This is a genomic window from Streptomyces sp. NPDC029139 (genome assembly GCF_055564335.1).
Genome location: NZ_JBVHWN010000010.1, coordinates 98,643 through 124,520 on the forward strand (window position 1 = coordinate 98,643; position 25,878 = coordinate 124,520).

General features: G+C 72.4%; 23 protein-coding genes and 1 riboswitch. Of the genes, 9 read left to right on the forward strand and 14 right to left on the reverse strand.

Translation table 11 applies throughout. The annotated features are described in order from the left end of the window. Positions 1-3: 3 nt before the first annotated feature. The gene (locus tag ACZ4VW_RS22325) at positions 4-1,185 is read right to left on the reverse strand and encodes an NAD(P)-binding protein (protein WP_467965016.1); all 1,182 of its coding nucleotides are present in this window, start codon (positions 1,183-1,185) and stop codon (positions 4-6) included. Between the two features lie 98 nt (positions 1,186-1,283). Between ACZ4VW_RS22325 and ACZ4VW_RS22330 the strand changes: the two genes are divergently transcribed. Then, positions 1,284-1,949, forward strand: coding sequence for a pentapeptide repeat-containing protein (locus ACZ4VW_RS22330; RefSeq protein WP_467965018.1), 666 nt, complete (start codon positions 1,284-1,286; stop codon positions 1,947-1,949). A gap of 112 nt (positions 1,950-2,061) precedes the next feature. Here ACZ4VW_RS22330 and ACZ4VW_RS22335 read toward each other — a convergent pair whose 3' ends face one another. The 4 genes from ACZ4VW_RS22335 to ACZ4VW_RS22350 all read right to left on the reverse strand — a co-directional run bounded on the left by ACZ4VW_RS22335 (position 2,062) and on the right by ACZ4VW_RS22350 (position 5,799). After that, positions 2,062-2,562: a hypothetical protein gene (locus tag ACZ4VW_RS22335; RefSeq protein ID WP_467965020.1), complete on the reverse strand. Its 501-nt coding sequence runs from the start codon at positions 2,560-2,562 to the stop codon at positions 2,062-2,064. 152 nt (positions 2,563-2,714) lie between these two features. Then, a complete protein-coding gene (locus tag ACZ4VW_RS22340) occupies positions 2,715-3,929 on the reverse strand; it encodes an FAD-dependent monooxygenase (protein WP_467965022.1) in 1,215 nt (404 codons plus the stop codon). A gap of 65 nt (positions 3,930-3,994) precedes the next feature. Further along, positions 3,995-4,621 (reverse strand): response regulator, encoded by a 627-nt coding sequence (locus ACZ4VW_RS22345; RefSeq protein ID WP_467965024.1) that lies wholly within the window; start codon positions 4,619-4,621, stop codon positions 3,995-3,997. Next, on the reverse strand, positions 4,618-5,799 hold the full coding sequence (locus ACZ4VW_RS22350; RefSeq protein ID WP_467965026.1) for a sensor histidine kinase: 1,182 nt from the start codon (positions 5,797-5,799) through the stop codon (positions 4,618-4,620). The genes ACZ4VW_RS22345 and ACZ4VW_RS22350 overlap by 4 nt, the downstream gene beginning before the upstream one ends. A gap of 290 nt (positions 5,800-6,089) precedes the next feature. On the opposite strand from ACZ4VW_RS22350, the gene ACZ4VW_RS22355 reads away from it, so the two are divergent. Next, positions 6,090-6,632 carry a GlcG/HbpS family heme-binding protein gene (locus ACZ4VW_RS22355; protein WP_467965028.1) on the forward strand — a complete coding sequence of 181 codons (543 nt, stop codon included), beginning with the start codon at positions 6,090-6,092 and terminating at the stop codon, positions 6,630-6,632. Between the two features lie 179 nt (positions 6,633-6,811). Then, positions 6,812-8,230: a M1 family metallopeptidase gene (locus tag ACZ4VW_RS22360; RefSeq protein ID WP_467965030.1), complete on the forward strand. Its 1,419-nt coding sequence runs from the start codon at positions 6,812-6,814 to the stop codon at positions 8,228-8,230. A gap of 148 nt (positions 8,231-8,378) precedes the next feature. Here ACZ4VW_RS22360 and ACZ4VW_RS22365 read toward each other — a convergent pair whose 3' ends face one another. Then, positions 8,379-8,954, reverse strand: a complete 576-nt coding sequence (locus ACZ4VW_RS22365) for a TerD family protein (protein WP_467965032.1) — start codon at positions 8,952-8,954, stop codon at positions 8,379-8,381. 116 nt (positions 8,955-9,070) lie between these two features. Here ACZ4VW_RS22365 and arfB point away from each other — a divergent pair, with 116 nt between their 5' ends. Then, entirely contained in the window at positions 9,071-9,508 is a 438-nt protein-coding gene (gene arfB, locus ACZ4VW_RS22370; protein WP_467965034.1) for an alternative ribosome rescue aminoacyl-tRNA hydrolase ArfB, read from the forward strand. Positions 9,509-9,636: 128 nt separating this feature from the next. On the opposite strand, the gene ACZ4VW_RS22375 is transcribed toward arfB, so the two are convergent. Next, a complete protein-coding gene (locus tag ACZ4VW_RS22375; protein ID WP_467965036.1) occupies positions 9,637-10,200 on the reverse strand; it encodes a flavin reductase family protein in 564 nt (187 codons plus the stop codon). Positions 10,201-10,515: 315 nt separating this feature from the next. Here ACZ4VW_RS22375 and cdgB point away from each other — a divergent pair, with 315 nt between their 5' ends. Together cdgB and ACZ4VW_RS22385 are read left to right on the forward strand one after the other, a co-directional pair. After that, on the forward strand, positions 10,516-12,171 hold the full coding sequence (cdgB, locus tag ACZ4VW_RS22380; protein WP_467965038.1) for a diguanylate cyclase CdgB: 1,656 nt from the start codon (positions 10,516-10,518) through the stop codon (positions 12,169-12,171). 121 nt (positions 12,172-12,292) lie between these two features. After that, positions 12,293-13,249: a CBM35 domain-containing protein gene (locus ACZ4VW_RS22385; RefSeq protein ID WP_467965040.1), complete on the forward strand. Its 957-nt coding sequence runs from the start codon at positions 12,293-12,295 to the stop codon at positions 13,247-13,249. A gap of 54 nt (positions 13,250-13,303) precedes the next feature. Here ACZ4VW_RS22385 and ACZ4VW_RS22390 read toward each other — a convergent pair whose 3' ends face one another. From ACZ4VW_RS22390 to ACZ4VW_RS22400, 3 genes are all read right to left on the reverse strand, one after another. After that, complete coding sequence (locus ACZ4VW_RS22390) at positions 13,304-14,230, reverse strand: 1-phosphofructokinase family hexose kinase (RefSeq protein WP_467965043.1); 927 nt, start codon at positions 14,228-14,230, stop codon at positions 13,304-13,306. A gap of 124 nt (positions 14,231-14,354) precedes the next feature. After that, positions 14,355-15,557 (reverse strand): N-acetylglucosamine-6-phosphate deacetylase, encoded by a 1,203-nt coding sequence (gene nagA, locus ACZ4VW_RS22395; protein ID WP_467965045.1) that lies wholly within the window; start codon positions 15,555-15,557, stop codon positions 14,355-14,357. Next, positions 15,557-16,537 carry an ROK family protein gene (locus ACZ4VW_RS22400; protein ID WP_467965047.1) on the reverse strand — a complete coding sequence of 327 codons (981 nt, stop codon included), beginning with the start codon at positions 16,535-16,537 and terminating at the stop codon, positions 15,557-15,559. The genes nagA and ACZ4VW_RS22400 overlap by 1 nt, the downstream gene beginning before the upstream one ends. 176 nt (positions 16,538-16,713) lie before the next feature. On the opposite strand from ACZ4VW_RS22400, the gene ACZ4VW_RS22405 reads away from it, so the two are divergent. The 3 genes from ACZ4VW_RS22405 to otsB are packed head-to-tail and all read left to right on the forward strand — an operon-like array spanning position 16,714 to position 19,113. Then, the gene (locus ACZ4VW_RS22405) at positions 16,714-17,985 is read left to right on the forward strand and encodes an ABC transporter substrate-binding protein (RefSeq protein ID WP_467965049.1); all 1,272 of its coding nucleotides are present in this window, start codon (positions 16,714-16,716) and stop codon (positions 17,983-17,985) included. Between the two features lie 10 nt (positions 17,986-17,995). Next, positions 17,996-18,244, forward strand: a complete 249-nt coding sequence (locus ACZ4VW_RS22410) for a DUF3263 domain-containing protein (RefSeq protein ID WP_467965051.1) — start codon at positions 17,996-17,998, stop codon at positions 18,242-18,244. Between the two features lie 23 nt (positions 18,245-18,267). Beyond that, positions 18,268-19,113: a trehalose-phosphatase gene (otsB, locus tag ACZ4VW_RS22415; protein ID WP_467965053.1), complete on the forward strand. Its 846-nt coding sequence runs from the start codon at positions 18,268-18,270 to the stop codon at positions 19,111-19,113. A 101-nt stretch (positions 19,114-19,214) separates the two neighbouring features. Here the strand turns inward: otsB and ACZ4VW_RS22420 are convergent, their stop codons facing one another. From ACZ4VW_RS22420 to ACZ4VW_RS22435, 4 genes are all read right to left on the reverse strand, one after another. Beyond that, positions 19,215-21,494 (reverse strand): immune inhibitor A domain-containing protein, encoded by a 2,280-nt coding sequence (locus tag ACZ4VW_RS22420; protein ID WP_467965055.1) that lies wholly within the window; start codon positions 21,492-21,494, stop codon positions 19,215-19,217. 203 nt (positions 21,495-21,697) lie between these two features. Next, positions 21,698-23,140 carry an alpha,alpha-trehalose-phosphate synthase (UDP-forming) gene (locus ACZ4VW_RS22425; protein WP_467965057.1) on the reverse strand — a complete coding sequence of 481 codons (1,443 nt, stop codon included), beginning with the start codon at positions 23,138-23,140 and terminating at the stop codon, positions 21,698-21,700. 65 nt (positions 23,141-23,205) lie between these two features. Continuing rightward, positions 23,206-24,585: a DUF11 domain-containing protein gene (locus tag ACZ4VW_RS22430; RefSeq protein WP_467965059.1), complete on the reverse strand. Its 1,380-nt coding sequence runs from the start codon at positions 24,583-24,585 to the stop codon at positions 23,206-23,208. 56 nt (positions 24,586-24,641) lie between these two features. Continuing rightward, the gene (locus ACZ4VW_RS22435; protein WP_467965317.1) at positions 24,642-25,595 is read right to left on the reverse strand and encodes a glucosyl-3-phosphoglycerate synthase; all 954 of its coding nucleotides are present in this window, start codon (positions 25,593-25,595) and stop codon (positions 24,642-24,644) included. A 121-nt stretch (positions 25,596-25,716) separates the two neighbouring features. Further along, positions 25,717-25,869, forward strand: a riboswitch (SAM riboswitch). Positions 25,870-25,878 lie beyond the last annotated feature (9 nt).

A 25,878-nucleotide genomic window follows, 5' to 3' on the forward strand; every position in this document is an offset into this window, starting at 1 on the left:
CTTTCAACCTCGAGCGTGCTTGAGGTCAAGCGTCTTGGTGCGCAGGGCCAGGGAGACCGCTTCGACGGCGCTGGTGAACGACACCTCGGACAGGACGCCGGGCGCCGCGACCTGGTCGCCCGCGAGGTAGACGTCGTCGCCGCGGTCGATCGCGGGGCGGTCGCGCCAGGTGGTGCCGGGGCGGTCGACGGCTCCCGTGCGGCCGCTGCAGAGGGCTGCGCGGCGCCAGACGGTCCGTTCGCGCCAGCGGGGGAAGCCGAGGTCGAGGAGGCGTTCCGCGTGGGCGATGCCGTCGGCCTTGGTCTGGTCGGGGCCGATGGGGAGCTGGGCCTGGATGAGTTGTTCGCCGGCTGGGGCGAGGGAGGGGTCCTGGGCGGTGAAGCGTTCGATCCAGCCGGGGGTGTCGAGGTCCGAGATGACGTACGGGTCGCCCTTTCGGGTGCGTAGCGCCAGGTCGAGCAGGACGGTGCGGCCGCTCTCCCAGGTGAGGCCGGGGTCGTCGAGGAGGCGGGCGGCGGCGGCGAGGGAGGTGGCGACGACGACGGGGCCGTCGGTGAGCGGCGGTGTGTCGAGGCGGGAGGAGGTCTCGATCCGTACGCCCAGGTCCCAGGCGTGGGTGGCCATGCGGTCGATCAGCTGTCCCCAGCCGCCGCGGATGAAGTGGGCTTCGGGCGGCAGGGCGGCGGCCCGGTGGAGTCGTTCCTGGACGAAGCGGGCGGCGAGGGCGCCGGGGTCGTGGTGGAAGAGGGCGACTCCGCTGTACGCGGCGGCCTGGCGGGCTGCCTGGGGGCCGGCGACGCGGGTGGCCCAGGTGAGGAAGTCGGTGTCGACGGGTGCCTGTTCGGCCGTGCGGAGGGAGTGGCGGAGGAAGCCGAGGGGCGGGGTGCGGCGCAGGGTGCCGGCCTGGTGGAAGCGGAAGCGGGCGGCTTCGGACAGGGGTACGGGGGCGAGCGGGCCGAGGAGGTCGCGCTGTGTGAGCCAGGCCCAGTGGGGGCCGTTGCGGTAGATCGCGTGGGGGCCCTCGTTGGTGAGGTAGGGGCCTTCGGCGGTGCGGGCGCGCCCGCCGAGGGTGTGGTGGGCTTCGTGGAGGGTGACCTTGGCCCCGGCCTCGGCGGCGGTGATCGCCGCGGTGAGTCCGGCGAATCCGCCGCCGATGACGGTGATGTGCTTCCTGTTCCGCTGCATGTCGTGCTCCCTCGTGTCGGTCGTACGCATGGGACGGCGCGGGGGGTGCGGGATGTGACATCGGGGGCGTTGTCAGTGGCGCACGTCACGATGGGGGCATGGCGACAGGGAAGAAGAAGGTGGCGGTCGTGCGTCGGCCCGAGGTGCGGTTGCCGCCGCTGGAGGCGTTCGGCGGGGGGCTGGAGCCGGACGGGGACTATGACGGTCTGGAGTTCGTGGGGCGGGATCTGTCGGGGCAGGACGGGGGCGGGGCGCGGTTTCTGGACTGTGCGCTGCGGGACTGCGCGGTGGACGGGACGCGGCTGGCCGGGGCGCGGGTGCTGGACTCCGTGCTGCACGGGGTGCGGGGGGTGGGCACGGACCTGGCGGGGGCGTCGCTGCGGGACGTGGAGGTCGTGGACGCGCGGCTCGGAGGGACGCAGCTGCACGGGGCGGTCCTGGAGAGGGTGCTCGTGCGCGGAGGGAAGATCGACTGTCTGAATCTGCGGACGGCGAAGCTGAAGGACGTCGTCTTCGAGGGCTGTGTGCTCGACGAGCCGGACTTCGGGGGCGCGGTGCTCGAGAGGGTCGAGTTCCGGGAGTGTGTGCTGAGGGGGGTGGACTTCAGCGGGGCCCGGATGAAGGACGTGGATCTGCGGACGGTGGACCGTCTGGAGATCGCGCGGGGGGTGGAGGCCCTGGCGGGGGCGGTGATCAGTACGGCGCAGCTGCTGGACCTGGCGCCGGTGTTCGCGGCGCGGATGGGGGTGCGGGTGGAGGACTGACGTACGGGCGGCTTGGGGGCGGGGGCTCTACGGGGGACGGGGTGGCCGGGTCACGGGGTGGCCGGGCGGCGCGTGGCCGGGTGACGAGGTGACCGGGTAACGCGTGGCCGGGTCACGGGAGTCGGGGGAAGCGGGCCTGGAGGTCCCAGATGGCCGGGTTGTCGCCGAGGCCCTCGTGCATGTCGGTGAGGTCGGCGATCAGGTCGTGCAGGAAGTCGCGGGCCTCGCGGCGCAGTTCGCGGTGGCTGAAGGTGAGTGGGGGTTCGTCGCCCGGCATCCAGTCGGCCTCCACGTCCACCCAGCCGAAGCGGCGCTCGAAGAGCATCCGGTCCGTGGACTCGGTGAAGTCGAGCTCGGCGTACTGGGGCTTGGAGGCCCGGCTGCCGCGGGGGTCGCGGTCGAGCTGCTCGACGATGTCGCAGAGCGCCCAGGCGAAGTCGAGCACCGGCACCCATCCCCAGGCTGTGGACACCTCGCGGTCGGCCTTGGGGTCGGCGAGGTACACGTCCCCGCAGAACAGGTCGTGGCGCAGGGCGTGGACGTCCGCGCGGCGGTAGTCGGTCTGCGGTGGGTCGGGGAAGCGACGGGAGAGGGAGTAGCCGATGTCGAGCACGGAGACGATGGTCCCACGTGCCCGGGGCCCCACCGCCCGCACGGCAGCGGGGGCGGCGGTCGGGAGCGGGCGCCGGGGCGCGGGCGCCGGGCGTCCTCGCCGCCCTGCCGGTCCCGGCCGCCTCGCCGCGCCCGCTCGCGCCGGCGGTCGGGTCAGGCGTGGGTGCGGGCGTGGAGGGCGCGGGCCATGCGGGGGCCCAGCCAGCGCTTGAGGCGCCGCAGGGGCTCCAGCTGCTCGGCCGCCCGGTCGACGCGGTAGTAGAGCTGCGGCGGGACGTGCGGGAGCAGGGGCGAGTGGCGCTGGCCGAGGAGCGCGAACATCTGGCGCGGCTCCAGGCCCATGTAGCGGGGGAGGTTCTCGTACCACTGGGCGCTGTAGCGGGCCGCGCTCTGGGCCGAGAGCAGCTCCGCGCGCCGCCGCTTGCCGTACCGGGTGAGCGCCGCGTGCAGGTCGCCGCCGTCCCGCAGGGCGTCCGCGAGGGCGAGGGCGTCCTCGAGGGCCAGGGTGGTGCCGGCGCCGATCGAGTAGTGCGTGGTGTGGGCGGCGTCGCCGAGCAGGACCAGGTTGCCGTGGTGCCAGGTGCGGGTGGTCAGGGTGCGGAAGTTCAGCCACTGGGCGGCGCCGTCGGCGTGCTGTGCCCGGCCGATCAGTTCCTGGCCGTCGAGGAGGTCGGCGAAGATCTTCTCCAGGACGTTCAGGGTGTCGGCCTCGGGCATGACGTCCAGACCGAGCCCCGTCCAGGTCTCCGGGGAGCACTCGACGACACACGTGGACCGCTCGCCGCTGAAGCCGTACGCGTAGCACCAGATCCAGCCGTGGTCGGTCTCCTTGAAGGCGAAGCTGAAGGAGTCGAAGACCTTGGTGGTGCCCAGCCAGATGTAGTGGTTGCGGCCGGTGGTGAGGGCGGCGCCGAAGTGGGCCGCGTGGGCCTCGCGCAGGACACTGTTGACCCCGTCGGCCGCGACGACCAGGTCGGCGTCCGCGAGCTCGGGGGCGTCCGGTCCGGTGATCTCGTTCTCGAACGAGACGTGGACGCCGAGTGATGCGGCCCGCTCGGCGAGGAGGGTGAGCATCCGGCGCCGGCCGATGCCGAAGCCCTCGTCGCCGCGGTGGACCGTCCGCTCGTCGCGGACGATGGCGACGCCGTCGGTCCAGCGGACGGACGCCTCGTCGATGGCGCGCGCGGACTCCGGGTCGCCGGCCCGCAGCTTGTCCAGGAGCGCGGCCCAGTAGGTGACGCCCCAGCCGTAGGTGGAGCCGGCCGGGTTCCGTTCGTGGACGGTGATGTCGTGGGACGGGTCCTGCCGCTTCATCAGGATCGAGAAGTACAGACCGGCCGGCCCGCCGCCGACGCAGGCGATCTTCACACGCGCTCCCACTCCATGAACGAAACTGACACTTTGTGAAGGAATCGCCACGCAGAGTAGCAGCGTCAAGGAAGCAGGCGGCGTTCCTTCGCGACGGCGACGGCACCCGCACGTGTGTCCACGCCGAGCTTGGCGTAGATCCGGCCGAGATGGGTCTTCACGGTCGCCTCGCTGATGAAGAGCGCGCGGGCGATCTCGCGGTTGCCGAGGCCGTGGGCGAGCTGGCCGAGGATGTCGCGTTCGCGGTCGGTGAGGGTGGGTCCGGCGGCTCCGCGCATCCGGTCCATGACCCGGCTGGCGACCGGCGGGGAGAGGGTCGTACGGCCCTGGGCGGCGGAGTGGATCGCGGCGAACAGCTCCTCGGGGCGCTCGGCCTTCAGGAGGTAGCCGGTGGCGCCGGCCTCGATGGCGCGGGTGATGTCGGCGTCCGTGTCGTAGGTGGTGAGGACCAGGACGTGCACGCCGGAGGCGGCTCCCGAGATCCGGCGGGTCGCCTCGACGCCGTCGATGCCGGGGCCGAGCTGGAGGTCCATGAGGACGACGTCCGGTCGCAGTTTGGCGGCCATCGCGACGGCCTCCTCGCCGCTGCCGGCCTCGCCGACGACCTCGATGTCGGGGGCGCTGCCGAGCAGGGCGAGCAGCCCGGCGCGTACGACGGCGTGGTCGTCGCAGAGCAGGATCCGTACGGTCATGCACCGGCCTCCGGGGGCGTGGACAGGGGGATCGCGACGGAGAGCACCGTGCCCTCGCCGGGGGCGGACTCCACGGTGAGTGTGCCGCCGAGCTGCTGGGCCCGCACCCGCATGGCGGGCAGGCCGTGGCCGCGTACGCCGCTCTGCCGGGCGGCCGAGGCGTCGAAGCCGCGGCCGTCGTCGGCGATGTCGAGGACGATCTGGTCGTCGAGGTAGGTGAGGGTCAGGGCGGCGGAGTCGGCGGCGGCGTGCTCGCGGATGTTGGCGAGGGCGCCCTGGGCGATGCGCAGCAGCGCCGACTGGACGCGCTCCGGAAGCGGTACGGGGACGCCGTCGACGCGGAAGGCGGCCTGCTCGCGTCCCGCGAGGGTGCGCAGCGCCTCTTCGAGGCCGCCGCCCTCGGCGAGGTCGGCCGGGGCGAGGTCGTGGACGAAGCGGCGGGCCTCGGCGAGGTTGCGTTCGGCGATCGACTCGGCCGTACGGACGTGGCGGCGGGCGGTCGAGGGGTCGGCGTCCCAGGTGCGTTCGGCCGCCTGGAGCAGCATCTGCTGGCTGGACAGGCCCTGGGCCAGGGTGTCGTGGATCTCCATGGAGAGCCGCTGGCGTTCGGCGAGGGTGCCTTCGCGGCGCTCGATGGCGGCGAGTTCGCGCCGGGTGCGGATCAGGTCGTCGATCAGGGCCCGCTGGCGGTCGGCCTGACGCTGGGCGTGGACGAAGACGGCGGTGGCGATCGCGGCGACGGCCGGCGGGGCGACGAGCAGGTTCGGGTCGAAACCGCCGTGCGAGAGCTGGACCTGGGCCGTGACGACGAAGGCGGTGAGGAGAGCGACGAGGGCGAGGGCGGCGCGCGGCGGGAGGGTGCGCAGCCCGGTGTAGAAGAGCGGCACGGCGCACCAGGCGAAGCTCGGCGCGAGGACCACGAGGAGCACCCAGACGGCGACGACGGTGCAGAGCCAGGCGATCCGGCGCGGGGTGGCGCGGGTGCCGAGGACGGGGCCGAGGAGGTACAGGGAGGCGAGGGCTCCGGAGAGGGCGACGATCCAGGGGCTGCGGTCCTCCCACGGGTGGCGCAGCAGGAAGCGGACGAGGGACGCGCCGAGGAGGAGGAAGAAGGCGATGTGCATGACCCGCGCCAGCCAGCGGGCGTCCGGATCCTGCTCCCTCGCGTGCTTCTCCATCGGTCCTCTCTCGGTCGTGGCTCTGACCTGGGTCTACGTGTCCATGCTGGCCCGGGAGGACCACGGGGGCATCAACCGATCGGCTGACACCCCCGTCGTCCATCATGCGCGCCGGGGGGAGCCGGTCCGTGGACCGTACGGGCCCGGAACCGGCCGGAGGATCGATGGCAGAGCGAACGAGCCGCCCGGCTCGCCCACCCGGCTCGACGACCACTCGGTTCGACCCCCTGGTTCCACCACCTCGTCCGGCCACCCGGCTCGACCACGCCACAGCCTCAAGGAGACCTCCCATGAAGAAGAAGATCGTCTTCGGTGCCGCCACCGCCGCCATCGTCGCCGCCGGTACCTTCGGCGCCGTCTCCGCGAACGCCTCCGCCCCGGCCGCCGCGCCCGCCGTCGCCGCCAAGGCCGACGCGTCGGACAAGAACCTGCAGCAGACCACCCACCTGACGATCGAGGCCGCCACCAGGGCCGCGCAGGCCACGCTGGACGCCGCCGAGGACGAGAACCAGCGCGTGACGGTCGCCGTCGTGGACCGCAACGGCAACACCATCGTCACCCTGCGGGGCGACGGCGCAGGCCCGCAGTCCTACGAGTCGGCCGAGCGCAAGGCCTTCACCGCGGTCTCCTGGAACGCCCCGACCTCGGTGCTCGCGGGCCGTCTCGCCCAGGCCCCGAACCTCAAGGACATCCCCGGCACCCTGTTCCTCGCCGGCGGCGTCCCGGTGACCGCCGAGGGCGCGCCGGTCGCCGGCATCGGTGTCGCCGGTGCGCCCAGCGGCGACCTGGACGAGAAGTTCGCCCGGGCGGGTGTCGCGGCGCTCGGCAAGTAGGCCGGGCGGGCAGGACGCGTACGCCCCCGCCGGCCGGTTCCGCCGGCGGCGCCCGGACCCCCGCCGGCCGGTTCCGCCGGCGGCGCCCGGACCCCCGCCGGGCGCCGCCGACGCCGTGCGCCGGACCCCCGCCGTGCGCCCGCCCTGCGTGCCGCCGCGCCCCCGCCTAAGATCGGTGAGTGGAATCACGTACCCGCGCCGTCCTGGGAGCCGCCGCCGCGCTGCTGCTCCTCGCGGGCGGCGCCGGCTGCACCGGTACCGCCGACGGGAGCGGCGTGAACATCGGCGGGGTGCGGGGCACGCCCGGCGCGGCGGGGCTGCGCGACCCGTACTTCCCCAAGCTCGGCAACGGCGGCTACGACGTATCCCACTACGCGCTCGACCTCGTCTACGACCCGAGAAGCGGCCGGCTCGACGCCACCGCCATGATCACGGCCCGCGCCGGACAGGACCTCAGCGCCTTCAACCTGGACCTGGCCGGCCTCACCGTCGGCTCCGCCGCGGTCGACGGCGCCCCGGCCGCCGCCAGCCGGGCGGGGAACGAGCTGACGCTGCGGCCGCGCGAGGACATCGACGAGGGCGCGGTCTTCCGTACGACGATCGAGTACTCGGGCGTACCGGAGACGATCACCGACCCGGACGGCTCGAAGGAGGGCTGGCTGCGGACCGCGGACGGGGCGCTGGCCCTCGGCCAGCCGACCGGCTCGATGGCCTGGTTCCCGGGCAACCACCATCCGTCCGACAAGGCGACGTACGACATCACCGTCACCCTGCCGCAGGGGACGCAGGCGATCTCCAACGGCGTACGGACGTCCGAGCGGACCGCGAACGGCCGCACCACCTCCGTCTGGCACTCCGCCGAACCGATGGCGAGCTACCTCGCGACCGTGGCCGTCGGGCGGTACGCGACGAAGGTCTCGGCCACCCCGACCGGGCTGCCCGTGCTCACCGCCGCCGACCCGGCCGTCGCCGCGAAGAGCGCCCCGCTGCTCGCCCGGATCCCCGAACTCCTCGCCTGGCAGGAGAGGATGTTCGGGCCGTACCCCTTCTCCGCCACCGGCGCGATCGTCGAGCGGACCGGCGACGCCGGCTACGCGCTGGAGACGCAGACCCGGCCCGTCTTCCCGCAGGACTCCCTCACCGTCGAGGTCCTCGTGCACGAGCTGGCGCACCAGTGGTTCGGCAACTCGGTCACGCCCGCCACCTGGCGGGACATGTGGCTGAACGAGGGCTTCGCGGTCTACGCGGAGTGGCTGTACGCGGAGGACTTCGAGAACACCCCGGCGCAGACGAACTTCGAGGCGGCCTTCGCCGCCGACGCCAACTGGGCCTTCCCGCCGGGACGTCCGCCCGCGGCGCAGGACCTCTTCGACCCGCCGGTGTACCAGCGGGGTGCGATGGTGCTGCACAAGATCCGGCAGCGGGTCGGCGACGACACCTTCCGCGAGCTCCTGGCCGGCTGGGCGGCGAGACACCGTCACGGGAACGCCTCCACGGCTGACTTCACCGCGTACGCGGAGGAGGTGGCGGGGGAGGACCTCGGCGAGGTGTGGGACGTGTGGCTGTACGGGGACGAGAGGCCGCGTAGCCCGGACTAGGCCGTGTCGGCCGGTCCAGCCGGTCCAGCCGGTCCCGCCGGTCCCGCCGGGCCCGCCGGTCCCGCCGCGGTGCGGCACGGCCGAAGAGGGAGGAGCCCCGGCGCGGTCCTCGCGCCGGGGCTCCCGCGTCCCGCGTGCTGTCGTTACGTCAGAGGGCGACGCCGAAGTCGCGGGCGATGCCCTCGAGGCCGGAGGCGTAACCCTGGCCGACCGCGCGGAACTTCCACTCCGCGCCGTTGCGGTACAGCTCGCCGAAGACCATGGCGGTCTCGACGGCGGCGTCCTCGGAGAGGTCGTAGCGGGCGATCTCGGCGCCGCCGGCCTGGTTGAGGATGCGGATGTACGCGTTGCGGACCTGGCCGAAGTTCTGCGAGCGGTTCACCGCGTCGTAGATGGAGACCGGGAAGACGATCTTGTCGACGTTCGGGGGCAGCGCGGCGAGGTTGACGTTGATCTGCTCGTCGTCACCGCCGCCCTCGCCGGTGCGGTTGTCACCGGTGTGGACGATGGTCTGGTCCGGGGTGGACTTGTTGTTGAAGAAGACGAAGTGCGCGTCGGAGGCGACCTTGCCGGCCGGGTCGACGCCGATGGCGGAGGCGTCGAGGTCGAAGTCGGTGCCGGTGGTCGTCCGGACGTCCCAGCCGAGGCCCACGGTGACGGCGGTGAGGCCCGGGGCCTCCTTGGTCAGGGAGACGTTGCCGCCCTTGGAGAGGCTTACAGCCATGGGGAAGTGCCTTTCTTCGTGACCTTCGTGATGTCGTCGCAGGGGATAACGCGTGCGGAGGCACGGCGGTTCCATCGCGGAAAACAGGATGACGTGCGGGAGCCGTTCCGGGGAACATGGATGACATGTCCGGTCCCTATCCGATCCGCGGCTCCGTCTCCCTGCCCGAGGCCGAGCTCATGTGGCGTTTCTCGCGGTCGTCGGGGCCGGGCGGGCAGCACGTCAACACCAGCGACTCGCAGGTGGAGCTCCGTTTCGACCTGGCGTCGACGGAGGCGCTGCCGGAGGTCTGGAAGGCGCGCGCGCTCGAACGGCTCGCCGCGCGCCTGGTGAACGGGGTGGTGACGGTCCGCGCCTCCGAGCACCGCTCGCAGTGGCGCAACCGCGAGACGGCCGCCGTCCGCCTCGCGGCGCTCCTCGCGGAGGCGACGGCGCCGCCGCCGAAGCCCCGCCGTGCGACGAAGATCCCCCGGGGGATCAACGAGCGCCGGCTGCGGGTGAAGAAGCAGCGGTCCGAGACGAAGCGGGGACGCCAGAGGCGCGACTGGGGCTGACGGGGCAGCGCGCCGCAGGCCACTCAAGACCGCTCAAGACCGCACGAGACAGCGCGGGACCGGAGACCGGGAGCCGGCCCGGGGCGGGAGCCGGGTGCTCCGGTCGGGCCAGGTCGGCGGTACGTGCCTCAGGCCAGACGGCGGTACTTGCCGCGGAAGTACGCCAGCGGGCCGCCCTCCGCGGACGGGAACGCGGCCGTCAGGACGCGGCCGACGACCAGGGTGTGGTCACCGGCGACCACGCGGCTCTCCGTGCGGCACTCCAGGGTCGCCAGCGCGCCGCCCACGAGCGGGGCGCCGCTCTCCTCCCCGCGCGTGTACGGGACGTCGTCGAAGAGCAGCCGGTCGCTCACCCGGCCCTTCATGGCGAAGCGGCCCGCGATGTGACGCTGGCTCTCGGAGAGGACGGAGACCGCCCAGACCGGCACCTCCGCCAGCAGGTCGTCCATGCGGGAGCCGTTGCGGAGGCTGACCAGCACCAGCGGCGGGTCGAGGGACACGGACATGAACGCCGTCGCCGTCATCCCGACGTCCTCGCCGCGCGGACCGTCGTCAGGGTCGTGGGCCGTCACCAGCACCACGCCCGCCGCGAGGCGGGACATCGCCGCCCGGAACTCGTCGTTGCTCACCCCCTCAGCATGAGGGATCGCCAGATCCGAGGCGGGGGGCGGGGCGGGAGTCGTCGTCAGCACACCTCGCACGCTAGCCGCGCCCCGCGCCCGCCCGCATCGGGCCGTGGGACCAGTCCCGGCCCCCTCGCCGGTCCTAGGACCTCCGCTTCCGTTGCCGTACCGCACCGTTCTCTTTGCGTTCAAGAAAGAACGGGAGCGCTTTCCGACCTCCTCTGTAACGCTTCATCACCTGTTGTGACTTGAGTCACAGAGCCCAGTATTTGTTGACCCTGTGTACCGGGTGCACAGCTCGCTGTGATTCAGTGGCAAGGACAGTGCAGTACGAAGCCGATGAGAACCCTGGAGTTGCTGTCGAGGTCTCGGGGAGAGCGAGCGATGGAGACCGAGTCGGAGCCGTACGTCCGTCTTGCGACCCTGCGGCAGCTGCATCAGGTCGTGGCGGACCTCAACACAGCCCGCAGTCTGGCGGACACCCTGCAGACCGTCGCCGACGGAATCGTCGTCGGCCTGAACTACGAACTGGCCTGCGTCAACCTCGTACGCCCCGACGGTGACCTCGTCGTCGCCGCCTTCGCCGGCAGCCCCGCCGCCGAAGCGCTGATCACCGGCCGCGTCGGCTCCCGGGAGTCCTGGGAACGCCGCCTCTCCATGGGTGTCGCCTGGGGTGACCTGCGGTTCATCCCGCACACCGAGGGCTGGGTCCTCATCGAGGACGACGTCCCGCAGTGGCACACCGAAGGCCCCGCCCCCCGCTTCGAGGACGAGTGGCACCCCCACGACCGGCTCTACGCGCCCATGTACGCCCCCGGCGTGCGCTCCGGGCACCCGGGGGGAGCCACCGGCGCCAAGCGTGAACTGCTGGGCGTGATCTCCGTCGACCGGCCGCGCAACGGCCGCCACCCCGGTCCGTGGGGCCAGGAGGCCCTGCAGATGTACGCCTCCCAGTCGGCCATTGCGATCAGCAACGCCCGGCTGCGGGCAAACATGCAGCGCGCCCTCGTGCGTCTCGAACGCGAGCAGCAGGCCCTGCGCGCCAGTGAAGAGTCGTTCCGGCAGGCCTTCGAGTACGCCCCCTCCGGCATGGCGATCGCCGAGATGGGCGGCGACCAGCACGGCCGCCTCCTGCGCACCAACGACGCGCTGTGCCGCCTCCTCGGCCGCCCCGCCTCCGTCATGCGCCGGTACTCCTTCGCCGACCTGGTCCATCCGGAGGACATAGGCACCCTGCTCCGCACCTCCGCCGAGGGCGGCCGCGCCGAGCTCCGCCTCGGCCGCCGCGACGGCACCTATGTCTGGGTCTCCCTGCGCAACTCCGTCGTCGCCGACACCGCCGACGGCCCCCGCTTCCTCCTCACCCACGTCGAGGACATCGAGGAGCGCAAGCGCCACGAGCTCCAGCTCGCGCACCGCGCCTCGCACGACGCCCTCACCGGCCTGCCCAACAGCGCCGAGCTGCGCTCCCGGCTGAGCGCCCGGCTCTGCGAGCGCCCGCACTCCGCGCCGGAGACCGACCACGACGTCCCGTACGGGCACGAGCACAACTTCGGCTTCGACTCCGGGCCCGGCCCCGTCGGGCCGTACGACCACCACGTCCACACCGTCGCCCCCGCCGGCGGCGAGGTGGACGACGGGACGAAGGGGCTCGCCGTCCTCTTCTGCGACCTCGACGGCTTCAAGTCGATCAACGACCGCTTCGGGCACCACACCGGCGACGCGGTGCTCATCGAGGTCGCCCGGCGGCTCACCACCGGCGTACGGGACGGGGACACGGTCGCCCGGCTCGGGGGTGACGAATTCGTCGTCCTCGCCGACGGGCTCGGCGCGGCCGACGCCGCTGACCTGGCCGTACGGCTGCGGAACGCCATCATTCCGCCGATCCGGGTCGACGGACGGGCGGTCAGGGTCGGGGCGAGCTTCGGCATCGGCTGGGCCGAGTGCGGCATGAGCGTCGAAGAGGTCCTGAACTCCGCCGACCAGCGGATGTACATCGAGAAGCGGTCCCGGGCGAAGATCCACCGTCGCGCCGGATAGGCCGCGACGCTACCTGTGAGTCACTTCATGGTCGGTCAAGAGACGGATCGGCGGGTGGCCCGTTCGAGGTAGGCTCGGCCGGTCGGCGACGGCTGGCGAGCATGGATAGGAGTGACCAGGGATGGCTGCCGGTAACGACGGCGCGAACACGCCCGAGGACGACGATCCGTTCGGCTACCTGTACGCGGACGGCCAGGCGGCAGGCGCCCAGCCGCCGGGACAGGGCGGCTACGGCTACCCCGGCCCGGCCGCGCAGCCGGGTGTCCCCAGAACCTCGTACAACCAGGTCAGGACGGTCGGCGAGCGCCAGTACGGTGGCGTGCCGCAGCAGCAGACCTACGGTGGCCAGCAGCAGTACGGCCAGCCCAACGCGCAGTACGCCGCGCCCGAGACGTACCCCGGCGGCGACCGGACCCGACAGGCGCCGATCCCGCCCCAGCGCGGTGGTGGCGGTGGCGGCCGCGGACCCAACACCAAGGGCCTGCTCGTCGGTGCGATCGCGGTCGTCGCGGTCGTCGTGATCGGTATCACCGCCGCCGTCATCAACAACACCGGTGACGAGAACTCCGACGGCGGGACCGCGGGCGGCAAGCCGACCGGCGGATCCTCGCAGGTCCAGGAGACGCCCTCCACCACGCCCAGCGCGGACGAGACCCCGGCCGAGCTGCCGCAGCAGGACGCGGCGACGCTCAAGCTGGGCGGCACGGCGCAGCTCGACAAGACCATCAAGGGCGCGCAGGGCACGGACGGCCTGTACGTGACCGGGTTCAACGCTGTCGGCTCGTCCGCGACCTGGCAGACCGAGGTGCCCGAGGCCGGCACGTACAAGATGGAAGTGCGGTACGCGATCCCCGCCAAGGACGCCAACGCCACCGTCACCGTCAACGGCAAGGCGAACAGCAACCCGATGAATCTGAAGAACTTCATCGGCACCAGCGACCCGAACCCCGAGAAGAACTGGCAGACCACGTGGTCCCAGGTGTCGCTCGAGAAGGGTCAGAACACGATCATGCTCTCCTGCGAGCAGGGGAACCAGTGCGACGTGATCTTCGACTGGGTGAGGATCAGCCACCTCTGATCCGTACGGCTTCGGCGCGGGCCCCGTGGAACCTTCGGTTCCGCGGGGCTTTCGCTATGCCGCCGCGACCTGTTCCGTGACCGTCACCCGCGGCAGCAGCTCCTCGTACGCCTTCCGGTCGAACTCGCCCGCGACCGGGGAGAGCACCGTCGCCGCCGACAGGGCGACCGCCCGGGCCAGCCGGTCCGGCCAGGAGAGTCCGTCGACCAGAGCGGACAGCAGGCCCGCGACGGCCGAGTCGCCGGCTCCGGTCGGGTTGCCCCGCACCGCGGCCGGCGGGGCGGCGTGCCACAGGCCGTCCGGGGTGGCGGCGAGGATGCCGGCCGGGCCGAGCGAGGAGACGACCGCGTGCGCGCCGCGCCGGCGGGCGTCGCGCGTGGCGCGGTGCGGTTCGCGGGAGCCGGTGAGCTGGGCGAGTTCGTCCGCGTTGGGCTTGACGAGGTCCGGGCGGGCCGCGATGCCGCGCCGCAGGGGCTCACCGCTGGTGTCGAGCAGGACCGGAACGCCGGCGCCGCGGGCGATGCGGACGAGCTCCGCGTACGCGCCGACATGGATGCCGGGTGGCAGGCTGCCGCACAGGGCCACCGCTTGGGCGCCGGCGAGCAGCTCGGTGTAGTGGCCGGTGAAGGCGGACCACTCGGCGGGGGTGAGGGTGGGGCCGGGCTCGTTGAGCTGGGTGGTGTCGCCGGTCGCGGCGTCGACGACGGCGACGGTACGGCGGGTGGGCCCGGCGATCGGCAGAAGCGCGTCGGTCAGCGGCAGTTCGGCGAGGTGGGCGCGGACGACCTCGCCGGTCGGGCCGCCCGCGCAGCCGGTGACGACCGTCTCGTAGCCGAGGGCGGCGAGCACGCGGGCGACGTTCAGGCCCTTGCCGCCGGGGCGTTCGATCACCTGGGTGACGCGGTGGGAGGCGTGCGGGGTCAGGGCGGGGACGCGATAGGTGAGGTCAAGTGCCGTGTTGAGGGTGACCGTGAGAATCACCTGCCGTACCCCCGTACGCGTCGGAAGATCGTGGAACCGCCGTGGAACGAGCCCCGATCATGCCAAACAGAAGGCGGTTGGCCCAGTCCCCGGGCCAACCGCCGTGCGCTCTGTTCCGTCCTTTTCAGGCCACTTGGGGCTCAATCACCCAGGCGCCCTTGCGCATGACGCCCTTGAGGTCGAAGTTCTCGTCGAGAACGACCAGGTCGGCGTTCTTGCCCGGCTCCAGCGAGCCGACCCGGTCGTCGATGCCGAGCAGCCGGGCCGGGTTGGCGGAGATGGCCTGCACGACGGACTCGATGGGCAACCCGTCGATGGTCGCCGCCCGCTTGAACGCGCGGTCCAGGGTGAGGGTCGAGCCGGCGATCGAGCCGCCCTCGACGAGGCGCGCGACGCCGTCCTTCACCTCGACGGCCAGCGAGCCGAGCGCGTAGTGCCCGTCGCCGAATCCGGCCGCGTCCATCGCGTCGGTGATGAACGCGACGCGCCGCGGGCCCGCGTGATGGAACGCCAGTTCCAGGGAGGCCGGGTGCAGATGCGTGCCGTCGTTGATCAGCTCGACCGTGATGCGCTCGTCCTCCAGGAGCGCCGCGATCGGGCCGGGGGCGCGGTGGCCGAGGCCGGGCATCGCGTTGTAGAGGTGGGTGGCGACGGTGGCGCCCGCCTCGATGGCCTCGACGGTCTGCTCGTACGTCGCGTCGGTGTGGCCGATCGCGGCGATCACGCCGTGTTCGGCGAGCAGGCGTACGGAGTCGATGCCGCCGGGCAGTTCGGTCGCGAGGGTGACCATCCGGGCCTGGCCGCGGGCGGCGTCGACGAGCTTGCGGACGTCGGCGGGGTCGGGGTCGCGCAGCAGGGTCTCGTCGTGAGCGCCCTTGCGGCACGGGGAGATGAACGGCCCCTCGAAGTGGATGCCGGCGATCTCGCCCTGCTCGGCCAGTTCGGAGAGCAGGCCGGCCCGAGCGCTCAGGAAGTCGAGCTCACCGGTGACGAACGAGGCGACCACGGTGGTGGTGCCGTGCAGCCGGTGCGTGTGGACACCGGTGAGGATGTCCTCGACCGTGCCGGAGGTGAAGGAGGCTCCGCCGCCGCCGTGGTTGTGCATGTCGACGAAGCCCGGGACGACCCAGTGACCGGACAGGTCCAGGGCGGGTGCGTCCGCCGGGGCTTCCCCACGGCCTTCGGACCGGGTGGGGGTCGCCCCGGCGGGGCCGGGGGAGGTGCCCGCACCCGCGATGCGGCCGCCTTCGACGATCACGCGTCCGTTCTCGACGATCCCGGTCGGCAGCACCACGCGGGCGCCGGCGAGAACTGTGCGATCGGCCATCAGGCGGATACCTCCGAGTCGGGCTCGTTGCGGGCGGGGCCCTCGTGGTGGGTGGGGCGCTGGTCGGCGAGCAGGTCCCAGGCGAGGAGGCCCGCGCCCAGGCATCCGGCGGTGTCCCCGAGGGCCGCCGGGACGACGGCGGGCAGCTTCTGGAACGTGACGCGCTCCTCCACCGCCGCCCTCAGGGGTGTGAACAAGGTTTCCCCGGCCTCGGCCAGACCGCCACCGATGATGAGCGTGCGCGGGTCCAGCAGGGTGAGCGCGGTGACCAGGCCGTCCGCGAGGGCGTCGACGGCGTCCTGCCAGACCCGGACCGCCCGGGCGTCCCCGGACTCGACCGCCTTGGCGCAGTCGGCCGCGTCCGCGTCCGGGTCGCCGGAGGCGGCGGCCCAGGCGAGGGAGACGGCGGAGGCGGAGGCGTACCGCTCCAGGCAGCCGCGCTGGCCGCAGCCGCACTCGGTGCCGCCGGGGCGGACGACGATGTGGCCGATCTCGCCGGCGTAGCCGTGGGCGCCCGCCTCGATGACGCCGCCGATGCCGATGGCGCCGGCGATGCCGGTGCCCAGCGGTACGAAGAGGAAGCGGTCGGCGCCGTTCCCCGCGCCGATGCGGCCCTCGGCGAGGCCGCCGGTGCGGACATCGTGGCCGAGCGAGACGGGGATGCCGTCGAGGCGTTCGCTGAGCAGGGCGCGCAGGGGGACGTCGCGCCAGCCCAGGTTGGCGGCGTAGACGGCGATCCCGTTCTCGGCGTCGACGATGCCCGGAACGGCGACGCCGGCGGCCGCGGCGGGCTGCCCGTACCGCTCCACGCCGTGGGCGCGCAGCTCGGCGGCGAAGTCGAGGATCGTCTCGACGACGGCCTCGGGGCCGCGCTCGCGGCCGGTGGCGCGCCGGGCCTCGTGGAGCAGGGTGCCGTCCGCCCCGACGAGGGCGGCCTTCATGCCGGTGCCGCCCACATCCAGGGCGATGACGTGTCTCACGGGGACAGTCTCGCGTGCGAACGCCCGAAAGGTCTAGTCCACTGGCCGATATTGTTGCGCGGTCATACAAATAGGCCGGGACCGACGCCGAAGCGATACCCAAGTGGTGTAGACCTTATGCTTCCTACCCTGTGAAAATCACAGCTCGACGACGAGCAAGAGGGTGGGACGACGCTGTGCAGCGGCGATTTCTTGGACTGACCGCGACGATCGCCGCGCTGGGCCTGACCGCGGGTCTGGCCGGCTGCGGCCTCACCGGCGCCGGCTCGGGCGACGTGACACTGAAGCTGGTCGCCGCCGACTACGACCTCACCGGTGGCGACACGACCCTGCGGTACTGGGAGAAGCTCACCGCCGCCTACGAGGCCGAGCACCCCGGCGTGAACGTCGAGGTCCAGATCGAGTCCTGGAACGACGTCGACCGCAAGGTCGCCGAGATGGTCAAGGCCGGCCAGGCCCCCGACATCGCCCAGATCGGCGCCTACGCCGACTACGCCGCCGCCGGCGAGCTCTACTCCGCCGACGAAATGCTCTCCATCCCCGTCCAGGCCAACTTCCTCGCCCCGCTCGTCGCCGCCGGCGAGATGAGGCGCACCCAGTACGGCCTGCCGTTCGCCGCCTCCACGCGTCTGCTCTTCTTCAACCAGGACCTCTTCGACCGGGCCGGGATCACGAAGGCGCCGGCCACCTGGGCGGAGCTGGCGGCCGCCGCCCAGAAGCTGAAGGACGAGGACGTCCCGTACCCCTTCGCGCTGCCGCTCGGCCCGGAGGAGGCGCAGGCCGAGACGATGATGTGGCTGCTCAGCGGCGGTGACGGCTACACCGACGGCAGCGACCGCTACCGCATCGACTCCGACCTGAACGTCCGGACCTTCGACTGGCTGAAGGAGAACCTGGTCGAGAAGGAGCTCACCGGCCCGGTCGCCCCCGGCAAGCTCAACCGCAAGGACGCCTTCGCGGCCTTCTCGCGCGGCGAGGTCGGCATGCTCAACGGTCACCCCTCGCTCATGCAGGAGGCCCGGAAGAAGGGCGTCAAGGTCGGCAAGGTGGCGCTGCCGGGCGTCGCCGGCAAGGCCAAGGCGTCCATGGGCGTCGCCGACTGGATCATGGGCTTCAAGCAGAACGGCCACCGCGAGGAGATCGGGGACTTCCTCGACTTCGTCTTCAGCGACGAGAACGTGCTGGAGTTCGCGGGGGACAACGACCTGCTGCCGGTGACGGTCAGCGCGTACTCCCGCATGGAGAGCGAGGAGGAGCACAAGGACCTCCGTGAGTTCCTGAAGGAGCTGCCGAGCGCCCAGCTCCCGCCGGTGGGCAAGACGTCCTGGGCCCGGGTCAGCGACTCCGTCAAGCAGAACATCGGCAAGGCCGTCGCGCCCGGCCAGAAGCCCGCCGAGGTCCTGGCGAAGATCGGCCGCGAGGCGACGGAGGCGGAGAACGCCGAATAAGTTGGGTCGTATGACCAACGATGAGGAACGGGGAGGCGGCCTCGGCGAGCGCGAGCGTGCCGTGCTCGCCCTGGAGCGCCGCTCCTGGCCGGGCCCCGGCGCCAAGGAGCGGGCCGTCCGCGAGCAGCTCGGCCTGTCCGCCACCCGCTACTACCAGCTCCTCAACGCGCTCCTGGACGACCCGCGCGCCCTGGAACACGATCCGGTGACCGTCAACCGGCTGAGGCGGGTCCGTGCGGAGAAGGAGCAGCGCCGTTGAGCGCGCGTCGGTAGGGTCTTCCTATGGTCAGCAGCCTTCCGCACCCGACCACGCCCGCCGGCCGCGACGGCCTGGCCGCGCTCCTCGCGCGGCCCGACAAGGCCGTGGTCGCCCTCGACTTCGACGGGACGCTCGCCGAGATCGTCCCGGACCCGGAGCAGGCCCGCGCCCACCCCGGCGCCGTCGCCGCGCTCGCCGCACTCGCGCCCGAGGTCGCCTCGATCGCGGTGGTGACCGGCCGCCCGGCCGGCGTCGCCGTCCGCTACGGCGGTTTCGCCGGCGTCCCCGGCCTGGAACACCTCGTCGTCCTCGGCCACTACGGCGCGGAGCGCTGGGACGCGGTCACCGGCACCGTCCATGCCTCCGCCGTGCATCCGGGTGTGGCCGCGGTCCGTGCCGAACTCCCCGGCTTCCTGGACAGCGTCGGCGCCTGGCCCGGCACCTGGATCGAGGAGAAGGGCCGCGCGGTCGCCGTCCACACCCGTCGCTCCACCGACCCCCAGGCCGCCTTCGAGGCTCTCAAGGTCCCCCTCGCCGATCTCGCCGCCCGGCACGGCCTGGTCCTCGAACCGGGCCGCATGGTCCTGGAGCTGCGCCCGCCGGGCATGGACAAGGGCGTGGCGCTGGGGGAGTACGTACGGGAGGTGGGCGCCGGCTCCGTCCTGTACGCGGGTGACGACCTGGGCGACCTCCCGGCCTTCGCCGCGGTGGAGAAGCTCCGCTCGAACGGCACCCCGGGCCTGCTGGTCTGCAGCGGCTCCGCGGAGGTCCCGGAACTGACCGAGCGGGCCGACCTGGCGGTCGCGGGCCCCGCGGCCGTCGTGGACTTCCTCGCGAACCTGGCGAAGGCGGTACGGGAGGCCCGCTGAGGCCCGCCCGCACCGCCTTCGCCGGCGCACCGGCGCCTGGGTCGTGTCCGGAAAGTCCCGCCTGGCCCACGACGCCTGGCACGCGCTTTCCGGACCCGGCCCTAGGACGCCGGGTTGACCACGCTGATCGTCAGGTCGTCACCGGCGTCGCCGGTCACGGTGACCTTCACGCCGTGGCCCGCGACCTTCACGCTGGCCTGCGGGGCGGCCGTGTCGTAGTACGCGTTCGGGTCGGTGTCGTCGAAGACCGCGATGCCCGGGACCGTCGGCGCGCACGCCGCCATGGTCACGACCGTCTGGGTCTTCCCCTTGCCCGACAGGGCCTCCTTGTGGAGGCAGGTCGCGTCCGTGGCCTCCAGGCCGAAGGTCGCGTCGAAGGGCTGGCGGCGGTTGCTCGGCGCGGTGCCGTCCGCGTAGCGGAAGGGCGTCGGGCGGGCGTCGACCGCCATGGCCTGGCCGCCACCGGGGTGGGTGCTGACGTTGTTGTCGTCGTAGGAGCGGTCCACGTACCAGACCAGCATGCCGTTCTGGTAGCGGAAGAACTCCACCCAGTCCGGGGCGGTGATGCCCTTGCTGAACTGGTACGGCCCCTCGGCGAGCAGGGCGTCGCTGCCGACGTACTCGCGGTTCTCGACCAGGTAGTAGCGCGGGAAGGTGGCCGTCTCCGTGCCGGTCGAGATCTTCCACCGGCCGTCGGCGGTCCAGCCGCCCACGCCCTGCTCGACGTCGTCCGCCAGGAGCGTCGTCCCGCCGGAGGTGAAGCGGATGTCGTCCAGGAACGCGCCGGCGAAGTGCACGCCGCCGTCGGTCTGGTAGCGGAAGCGGAACAGGGACTCGGCGCCGCCCGCGTCGTAGGAGTAGCGCAGCGACGTCCACCGGTCGGCCGAGGAGCCGTCGACGGCCGCGCCCGCGCGGGACCAGTTCTTGCCGCCGTCGAGCGAGTACTCGGCGAAGAGGTAGTCGTAGTCGGCCTCGATCTCGTACCAGGCGCTCGCCTGGACGGTGACGCGCGAGGTCGCCGGGAGGGAGCGGGTGAGCGACTGGTTCAGGCCGTCGGCCGAGCCGGTCCACCAGGCGTGCGAGCCCGAGGCGGGGGTGGCGTACGTCGTGCTGCTGGTCTTGTCCGGCAGCGCGACGCGGACCGCCTGGTCCTTGCCGGTGACCTGGAGCTGGGCCGGGTTGAGCGTGAAGGTTCCGGAGCTGCCCAGCGGGGCGTCGGAGTAGTCCAGCCAGCCGAGGAACATCTTCTCCTCGGCGCCCATGAGGCCCGGGTGGGTGCCGATGCCGGCGCCGGCGGCGTCGCCGTGGCCGAGCCACGAGCCGCTGCTCATCAGCGTCCAGAAGGCGGTGGAGTTCTCGCCGCCGTTGGTGTCGTAGTAGTCCGGCAGGCCGAGGTCGTGGCCGAACTCGTGGCAGAAGACGCCCAGACCGCCGTTCTCGCCCTCGGTGGTGTAGTCGCCGAGCCAGTACTTCGACTGGCCGATACGGGCGCCGCCCGCCTTGTTCTGGGTGCCGGACACCTCCGGCCCCGTGAGGCCGTAGTCGTCACCGTTGACGTACCAGCGGTGCGACCAGATGGCGTCCTCGCCCTGGGCACCGCCGCCCGCGTCCTCGCCCATGCCGGCGTGGACGGCCTGGAAGTGGTCGATGTAGCCGTCGGCCTCGTCGAAGTTGCCGTCGTGGTCCCAGTCGTTGCGGTCCCACACGTCGAACTGGGCGAGGTGGGCGTCGATCTCGGCGGGCGTCTTCCCGGCCGCGATCTGGGCGTTCCACCAGGCGTCGCCGGTGTCCTGGACGAAGGCCCACGAACCGCCGTTGTCCTCGACGGCGTTGTCGCCGTAGAAGGAGGCGTTGTACGGGACCTTGACCCAGTCCTCGACGGTGTTGGTGACCGAGTAGCGGCCGTTCGACAGCTTCTCGTAGTACGTCTTCATCGACTCGCCGGGGCCGTTGAAGAGGTTCTCGTAGTACGCCTTGTCGAAGTCGGCCGTCCAGGCGTTGGAGTTGTCCACGCTCCGGTCCGGCTGGGCTATCTGGTTGTGCAGCGGGCCGGGGGTGGAGCCGTACCGTCCGGCGCTCTGCTCGCCGAACTCGGAGAGGATGGTGAAGATCTTCTCCTGGCGGAATGTCGTCTCGGTCGTGGTCTCCACGAACTTGCCGGGTGCGATCTCGACGACGCCACGGGCGTTCGGCTCGGCCTTCCCCTTGGCGATCTTGTCGATCGCCTGCTTGCGCAGCTCGGTGCGCTGCTTCGTGAGCGGTCCGGGACGGTTGTCACTGCGGGGGGCGGTGGCCCCCGGTGCGATGTCCCGGGCCTCCTGTGCGGCGGCGGGGGTGAGTCCCGCAGCAAGGAGGGCGGTGAGCGCGGACCCTAGGGTCATGCCCACGACAATCTTCTTCACGTCGTGCCCTTCGACAGCGTGGTTGCGTGGTTGGTGTCTCGCCCGATCGCCTGGGGGAACGATCGCCGCAGAGTCTGACACGAAAGGACCCACTGCGAGGAGGGGTTGATCGCGCAAATCCCACGCTGCCGAAGGGTTTCACCGGGACGCGGCCCGGCCGGAACGGGGAGCCCGCCGGCCGGTCAGCCGCGCAGCGCCTCCAGCTGCTTCAGGAACCACTGCTGCGGCGGCAGCGCGGTCGCCGTGGCCGCCAGTCGTTTCGTGCGCTCGGAGCGCTCGCCCGGGGGCATCGTCAGGGCCTCGTGCAGGGCACGCGCCGTCTCGGAGATGTCGTACGGGTTGACCGTCAGCGCGTCCTCGCGCAGCTCGCCGTACGCCCCCGCCCCCGTCGACAGGACCAGGGCGCACCCCTCCTCCGACACCACCGGGATCTCCTTGGCCACCAGGTTCATCCCGTCCCGTACGGGATTGATCAGGGCCACGTCCGCCATCCGGTAGGCCGCGAGGGAGCGCGTGAAGTCGTCCTTCACCGAGAGCAGCACCGGCTGCCAGTCGTCCGTGCCGAACTCGGCGTTGATCTCCTCCGCCAGCTCGGCCACCGACGCCGTGTACGCGCGGTACACCGCCAGGTCCTGGCGCGAGGGGTACGCCGAGGCCAGGTGGACGACCCGGTCGCGCCACTCGGGCCGCTCGCGCAGCAGCTCGCGGTAGGCGAGGAGGCCGCGCAGCACGTTCTTCGACAGCTCCGTGCGGTCCACCCGCACGATCGTCTTCCGGTCGCCGACCTCGGCCCGCAGCTGCGCGAGCCGCTCGTCCACCTCGGGCCGGTGCGCCAGCGACCGCAGCTCGTCCGCGTCCACGCCGAGGGGGTACACCTGCACCCGCGTGGAGCGCTTGGGACCGCCCTGCCGGCGGTGGCGCACTCCCCGCCACGGGTCGCCGCTCGGCCAGGAGCCCTGCGCCGTCCCCTCGGCGCTGTCGATCTGCGCACCGCCGATGAACGTCGACGCCCAGGCCCAGGTGTGGAAGCCGAGCTCGTCCGCGCCGAGCATCCCCCACACCAGCTCTTCGCGGATGTCGTCGGGGAGCATCCGCAGATACTCGGACGACGCCCACGGCGTGTGCGTGAAGTGGGCGATCCGCAGGTCGGGGCGGAGCTCCCGCAGCTGCCCCGGAACCAGCGCCAGGTGGTAGTCCTGCACCAGGACCTCCGCGCCCTCGGCCGCCTGTTCCGCCAGCGCCTGGGCGAAGGAGTGGTTGTAGGCGCGGTACGACTCCCAGCGGCGCCGGAACGCCGCGTCGAAGACCGGCTCGCGGGGCACGTCCCACAGATGGTGGTGGAGGAACCACAGCACCGAGTTCGCGATGCCGTTGTACGCGTCGTCGTAGACCCCCGGGTCGAGGGCCAGCATCCGCACGCCGGGCTCGGAGACGCCCTGGCGCACGGCCTCCCGGTCACCGTCCGACAGCGCGGCGCAGACCCAGAGCGCCTCGGGCTGCTCGGCGAGGGCGGCGGACAGGCCGGAGACGAGGCCGCCCCCGCCGCGCCGGGCGCTGAGCGTGCCGTCGGCGGCGAGGACGTACGAGAGGGGGCCCCGATTGGAGGCAACGAGCACAGAAGCCATGTGGCGAACCTAGCCCCTCCCGTAAACGCTCAAACGTACGTATACGAGTGTGGCGAATCCGCGCCTCAGAGTTCGCGCCGGCCACGCAGGGCCGCCTTCGCCACCAGACCCGTCGCCGCCAGGGCGAGGGCGAGGCCGCCGAGCAGCCAGAGGCGCTCGCCGTTGCCGCCGGTCTCCGCCATCGAGCCGCTGGGACCGTGCGGGGCCGAGCGCGGGCGAGGAGGAGTGGTGACCGGTGTCGGCTCGACGTCGGTATCGGCCGAGGCCGAGGTCGCCGTCGCGGTGGGCGCGGGATCCGCCGTGTCCACGGGGGGCGAGGCGAGGGTCGGTGTCGGGGTGTGGTCCCGCTTCACCTGCTTCGGGCTCGCCGCATCAGTGGTCATAAGGTCCGGCACCGGTACGGAGAAGGCGAGGGCGGAGGCCAGGTAGGTGCCACCGGCCGGGGTGAAGGCGAGCTCCGCCGACCGGGCGCCCACCGGGATCGCCCCGTCAGGGACGGTGAAGGTCGTGGTGTCGATGCCCTGTCCGGTGTGTCCGGTGTGTCCGGTGCGGCTCTCGGGGACCGTCTCGCCGTTGACCAGGAACCCGCTGCCGGGCGTGTTCCGGTCGCCGCCGTACGCCGTCACGCTCGCCCGCACCGCGCCCGCCGTCCGCTGGAAGCCGTCGACGGCGATCGTCGTCGCGGGGGAGGTCGGGCGCTGGAGCACGTGACCGCCGTAGACGTACACATGGCGACGGCCCGGCGCGTGCGCCGGCTTCGCGCGCGTCGGTTCCGCGCGCGTCGGCTCCGCGGGCGTTCGCTTCGCGTCCGACGGCTTCGCGTGTGTCGGCTCGGGGCCCGGGAAGGAGTGGACGACCGTCAGGGACCAGCCCGCCACGCAGCCCTTGCCGTTCGGCGCCCAGATGTTGCCGACCGCGACCCGCACGTCCGTGCCGCGCACGCCCGCGAACGCGGCCGTCACGTCCGACTCGCCCGTGTAGTGGTGCGGGCCGTCGGTCTCCGCCGGGTCGGTGACCATGGAGTCGATGGAGACCGGCGTCTCGGGCCCGGCACCCACCCGGAGGTGCGGCGCGGCGGTCGCGTGGTCGTCGGGCGAGGGCGCCAGATCGCTGCCGGAGAGCGCGCACCGCGGGAGCTGCGCGCCGTTCGGCGCCCTGTACGTCCCGTCGTTCCCGCCCCAGAAGAGCCGGGCGTACGTCACCTCGGCGCCCGCAGGGATCGTCAGCCGGCCGGTGCTCGATCCGTAGTCGCCGATCATGGAGCGGGCGGTGCTCCGCTCCCTGGCGACGGTGTTGCCGATCGTGGTGAAGTCGCCGTACAGAGACGCGTCGTACCGCTTGCCGAAGGGCTCCACCCCATCCGCCGCGGCCGGACCGGCCGCGGCGAGGGACAGTGAGCCGAGGGCGCCGGCGGCCAGACCGAGCGCCGCCAGGAAGGTAGTCATTCGATAGGTGAACCGCATGAAACGGAAATTTAGGTAAGAAGTGTCATCATGCGGCGTTACGCCACGCGTCGGCGCGCGTACTCCGTGATCTCGGCCATCGGCGGCCGCTCCTCGGTGTCCACCGCGTACGTCCGGGGCGTGAAGCCCTTGCCGCCGCCCGACTCGTCCCGCTCGAACTGCGTCAGCCGCGGCCGCACCAGATGCCCGCGGGACAGCCGCAGCTGTGCCGTCCGGTAGATCGCCGCCGCCATCCGGCCGAGCGCCTGACCGTCCTGGTGGCGGTGCTTGCGGACGCCGACGTCGACCTGGGCGAGGGCGTCGAGGCCGACCGTGTGCAGCGCGTCGACGAGGAGGCCCAGCTCCACTCCGTAACCGACGGGGAACGGCAGCCGTTCGAGCAGCGAACGCCGCGCCGCGTACTCGCCGCCCAGCGGCTGGACGAATCCGGCCAGCTGCGGCCAGTGCAGATTGAGCAGCGGCCGGGCCACCAGCTCCGTCACCCGGCCCCCCTGGCCTGGGGTGTCGCCGAGCGGGCGGTCGTACATCGCCTTCACGAAGTCGACGTCCGGCTCGGTCAGGAGCGGACCGACGATGCCGGTGACGAAGTCCGCGGAGAAGTCCCGGAGATCCGCGTCGACGAAACAGATGATGTCACCGTCGGTCACCATCAGTGACCGCCACAGCACCTCGCCCTTGCCGGGCACGGTCGGTATGCGCGGAAGGATCTCGTCCCGCGCCACCACCCGCGCTCCGGCCGCCGCCGCGACCTCGGCCGTACGGTCGGTGGAACCGGAGTCGATCACCACGAGCTCGTCGACCAGCGGGACCGCCTCGGACATCAGCTCGCGGCGGATCACGGAGACGATCTCGCCGACCGTCGCCTCCTCGTCGAGCGCCGGCAGCACCACGCTGACCCTCGTCCCCCGCTTGGCGGCCAGCAGCCGCTCCACCGGACGGTCTGCCACGGACCAGGACCGCCGGGCCAGCCAGCGCTCCACCTCATCCAGCAACGTGATCTCCATCTCGCGGTTCGGACGACCATCTCACCCGTCCATGCCTTCGGTTACAGTCTTGAACAACGCGGACGCCCGATGCATGTCGGGGTACCGCCCGCGTTCCACAACCGAATACCGCTCATCCAGAGGGGCAGAGGGAAACGGCCCGTTGAAGCCCCGGCAACCCTCCAGTCGGTCTCGTCCGCGACACAGCGCGCCAGCGAGGCTCCCGGCTAGGGAAGGTGCCAAATCCGTCTCATGGCGACGTTCGTCATGGGAAAGATGAGGAGAAAGGGCC

Bases quoted from the DNA above. Each gene is read 5' to 3' on its own strand.
- ACZ4VW_RS22325 (WP_467965016.1), bottom strand. From the start codon at position 1,185: ATGCAGCGGAACAGGAAGCACATCACCGTCATCGGCGGCGGATTCGCC.
- ACZ4VW_RS22330 (WP_467965018.1), top strand. From the start codon at position 1,284: ATGGCGACAGGGAAGAAGAAGGTGGCGGTCGTGCGTCGGCCCGAGGTG.
- ACZ4VW_RS22345 (WP_467965024.1), bottom strand. From the start codon at position 4,621: ATGACCGTACGGATCCTGCTCTGCGACGACCACGCCGTCGTACGCGCC.
- ACZ4VW_RS22350 (WP_467965026.1), bottom strand. From the start codon at position 5,799: ATGGAGAAGCACGCGAGGGAGCAGGATCCGGACGCCCGCTGGCTGGCG.
- ACZ4VW_RS22355 (WP_467965028.1), top strand. From the start codon at position 6,090: ATGAAGAAGAAGATCGTCTTCGGTGCCGCCACCGCCGCCATCGTCGCC.
- ACZ4VW_RS22365 (WP_467965032.1), bottom strand. From the start codon at position 8,954: ATGGCTGTAAGCCTCTCCAAGGGCGGCAACGTCTCCCTGACCAAGGAG.
- arfB (WP_467965034.1), top strand. From the start codon at position 9,071: ATGGATGACATGTCCGGTCCCTATCCGATCCGCGGCTCCGTCTCCCTG.
- cdgB (WP_467965038.1), top strand. From the start codon at position 10,516: ATGGAGACCGAGTCGGAGCCGTACGTCCGTCTTGCGACCCTGCGGCAG.
- ACZ4VW_RS22385 (WP_467965040.1), top strand. From the start codon at position 12,293: ATGGCTGCCGGTAACGACGGCGCGAACACGCCCGAGGACGACGATCCG.
- nagA (WP_467965045.1), bottom strand. From the start codon at position 15,557: ATGGCCGATCGCACAGTTCTCGCCGGCGCCCGCGTGGTGCTGCCGACC.
- ACZ4VW_RS22410 (WP_467965051.1), top strand. From the start codon at position 17,996: ATGACCAACGATGAGGAACGGGGAGGCGGCCTCGGCGAGCGCGAGCGT.
- otsB (WP_467965053.1), top strand. From the start codon at position 18,268: ATGGTCAGCAGCCTTCCGCACCCGACCACGCCCGCCGGCCGCGACGGC.
- ACZ4VW_RS22420 (WP_467965055.1), bottom strand. From the start codon at position 21,494: ATGACCCTAGGGTCCGCGCTCACCGCCCTCCTTGCTGCGGGACTCACC.
- ACZ4VW_RS22425 (WP_467965057.1), bottom strand. From the start codon at position 23,140: ATGGCTTCTGTGCTCGTTGCCTCCAATCGGGGCCCCCTCTCGTACGTC.
- ACZ4VW_RS22430 (WP_467965059.1), bottom strand. From the start codon at position 24,585: ATGACTACCTTCCTGGCGGCGCTCGGTCTGGCCGCCGGCGCCCTCGGC.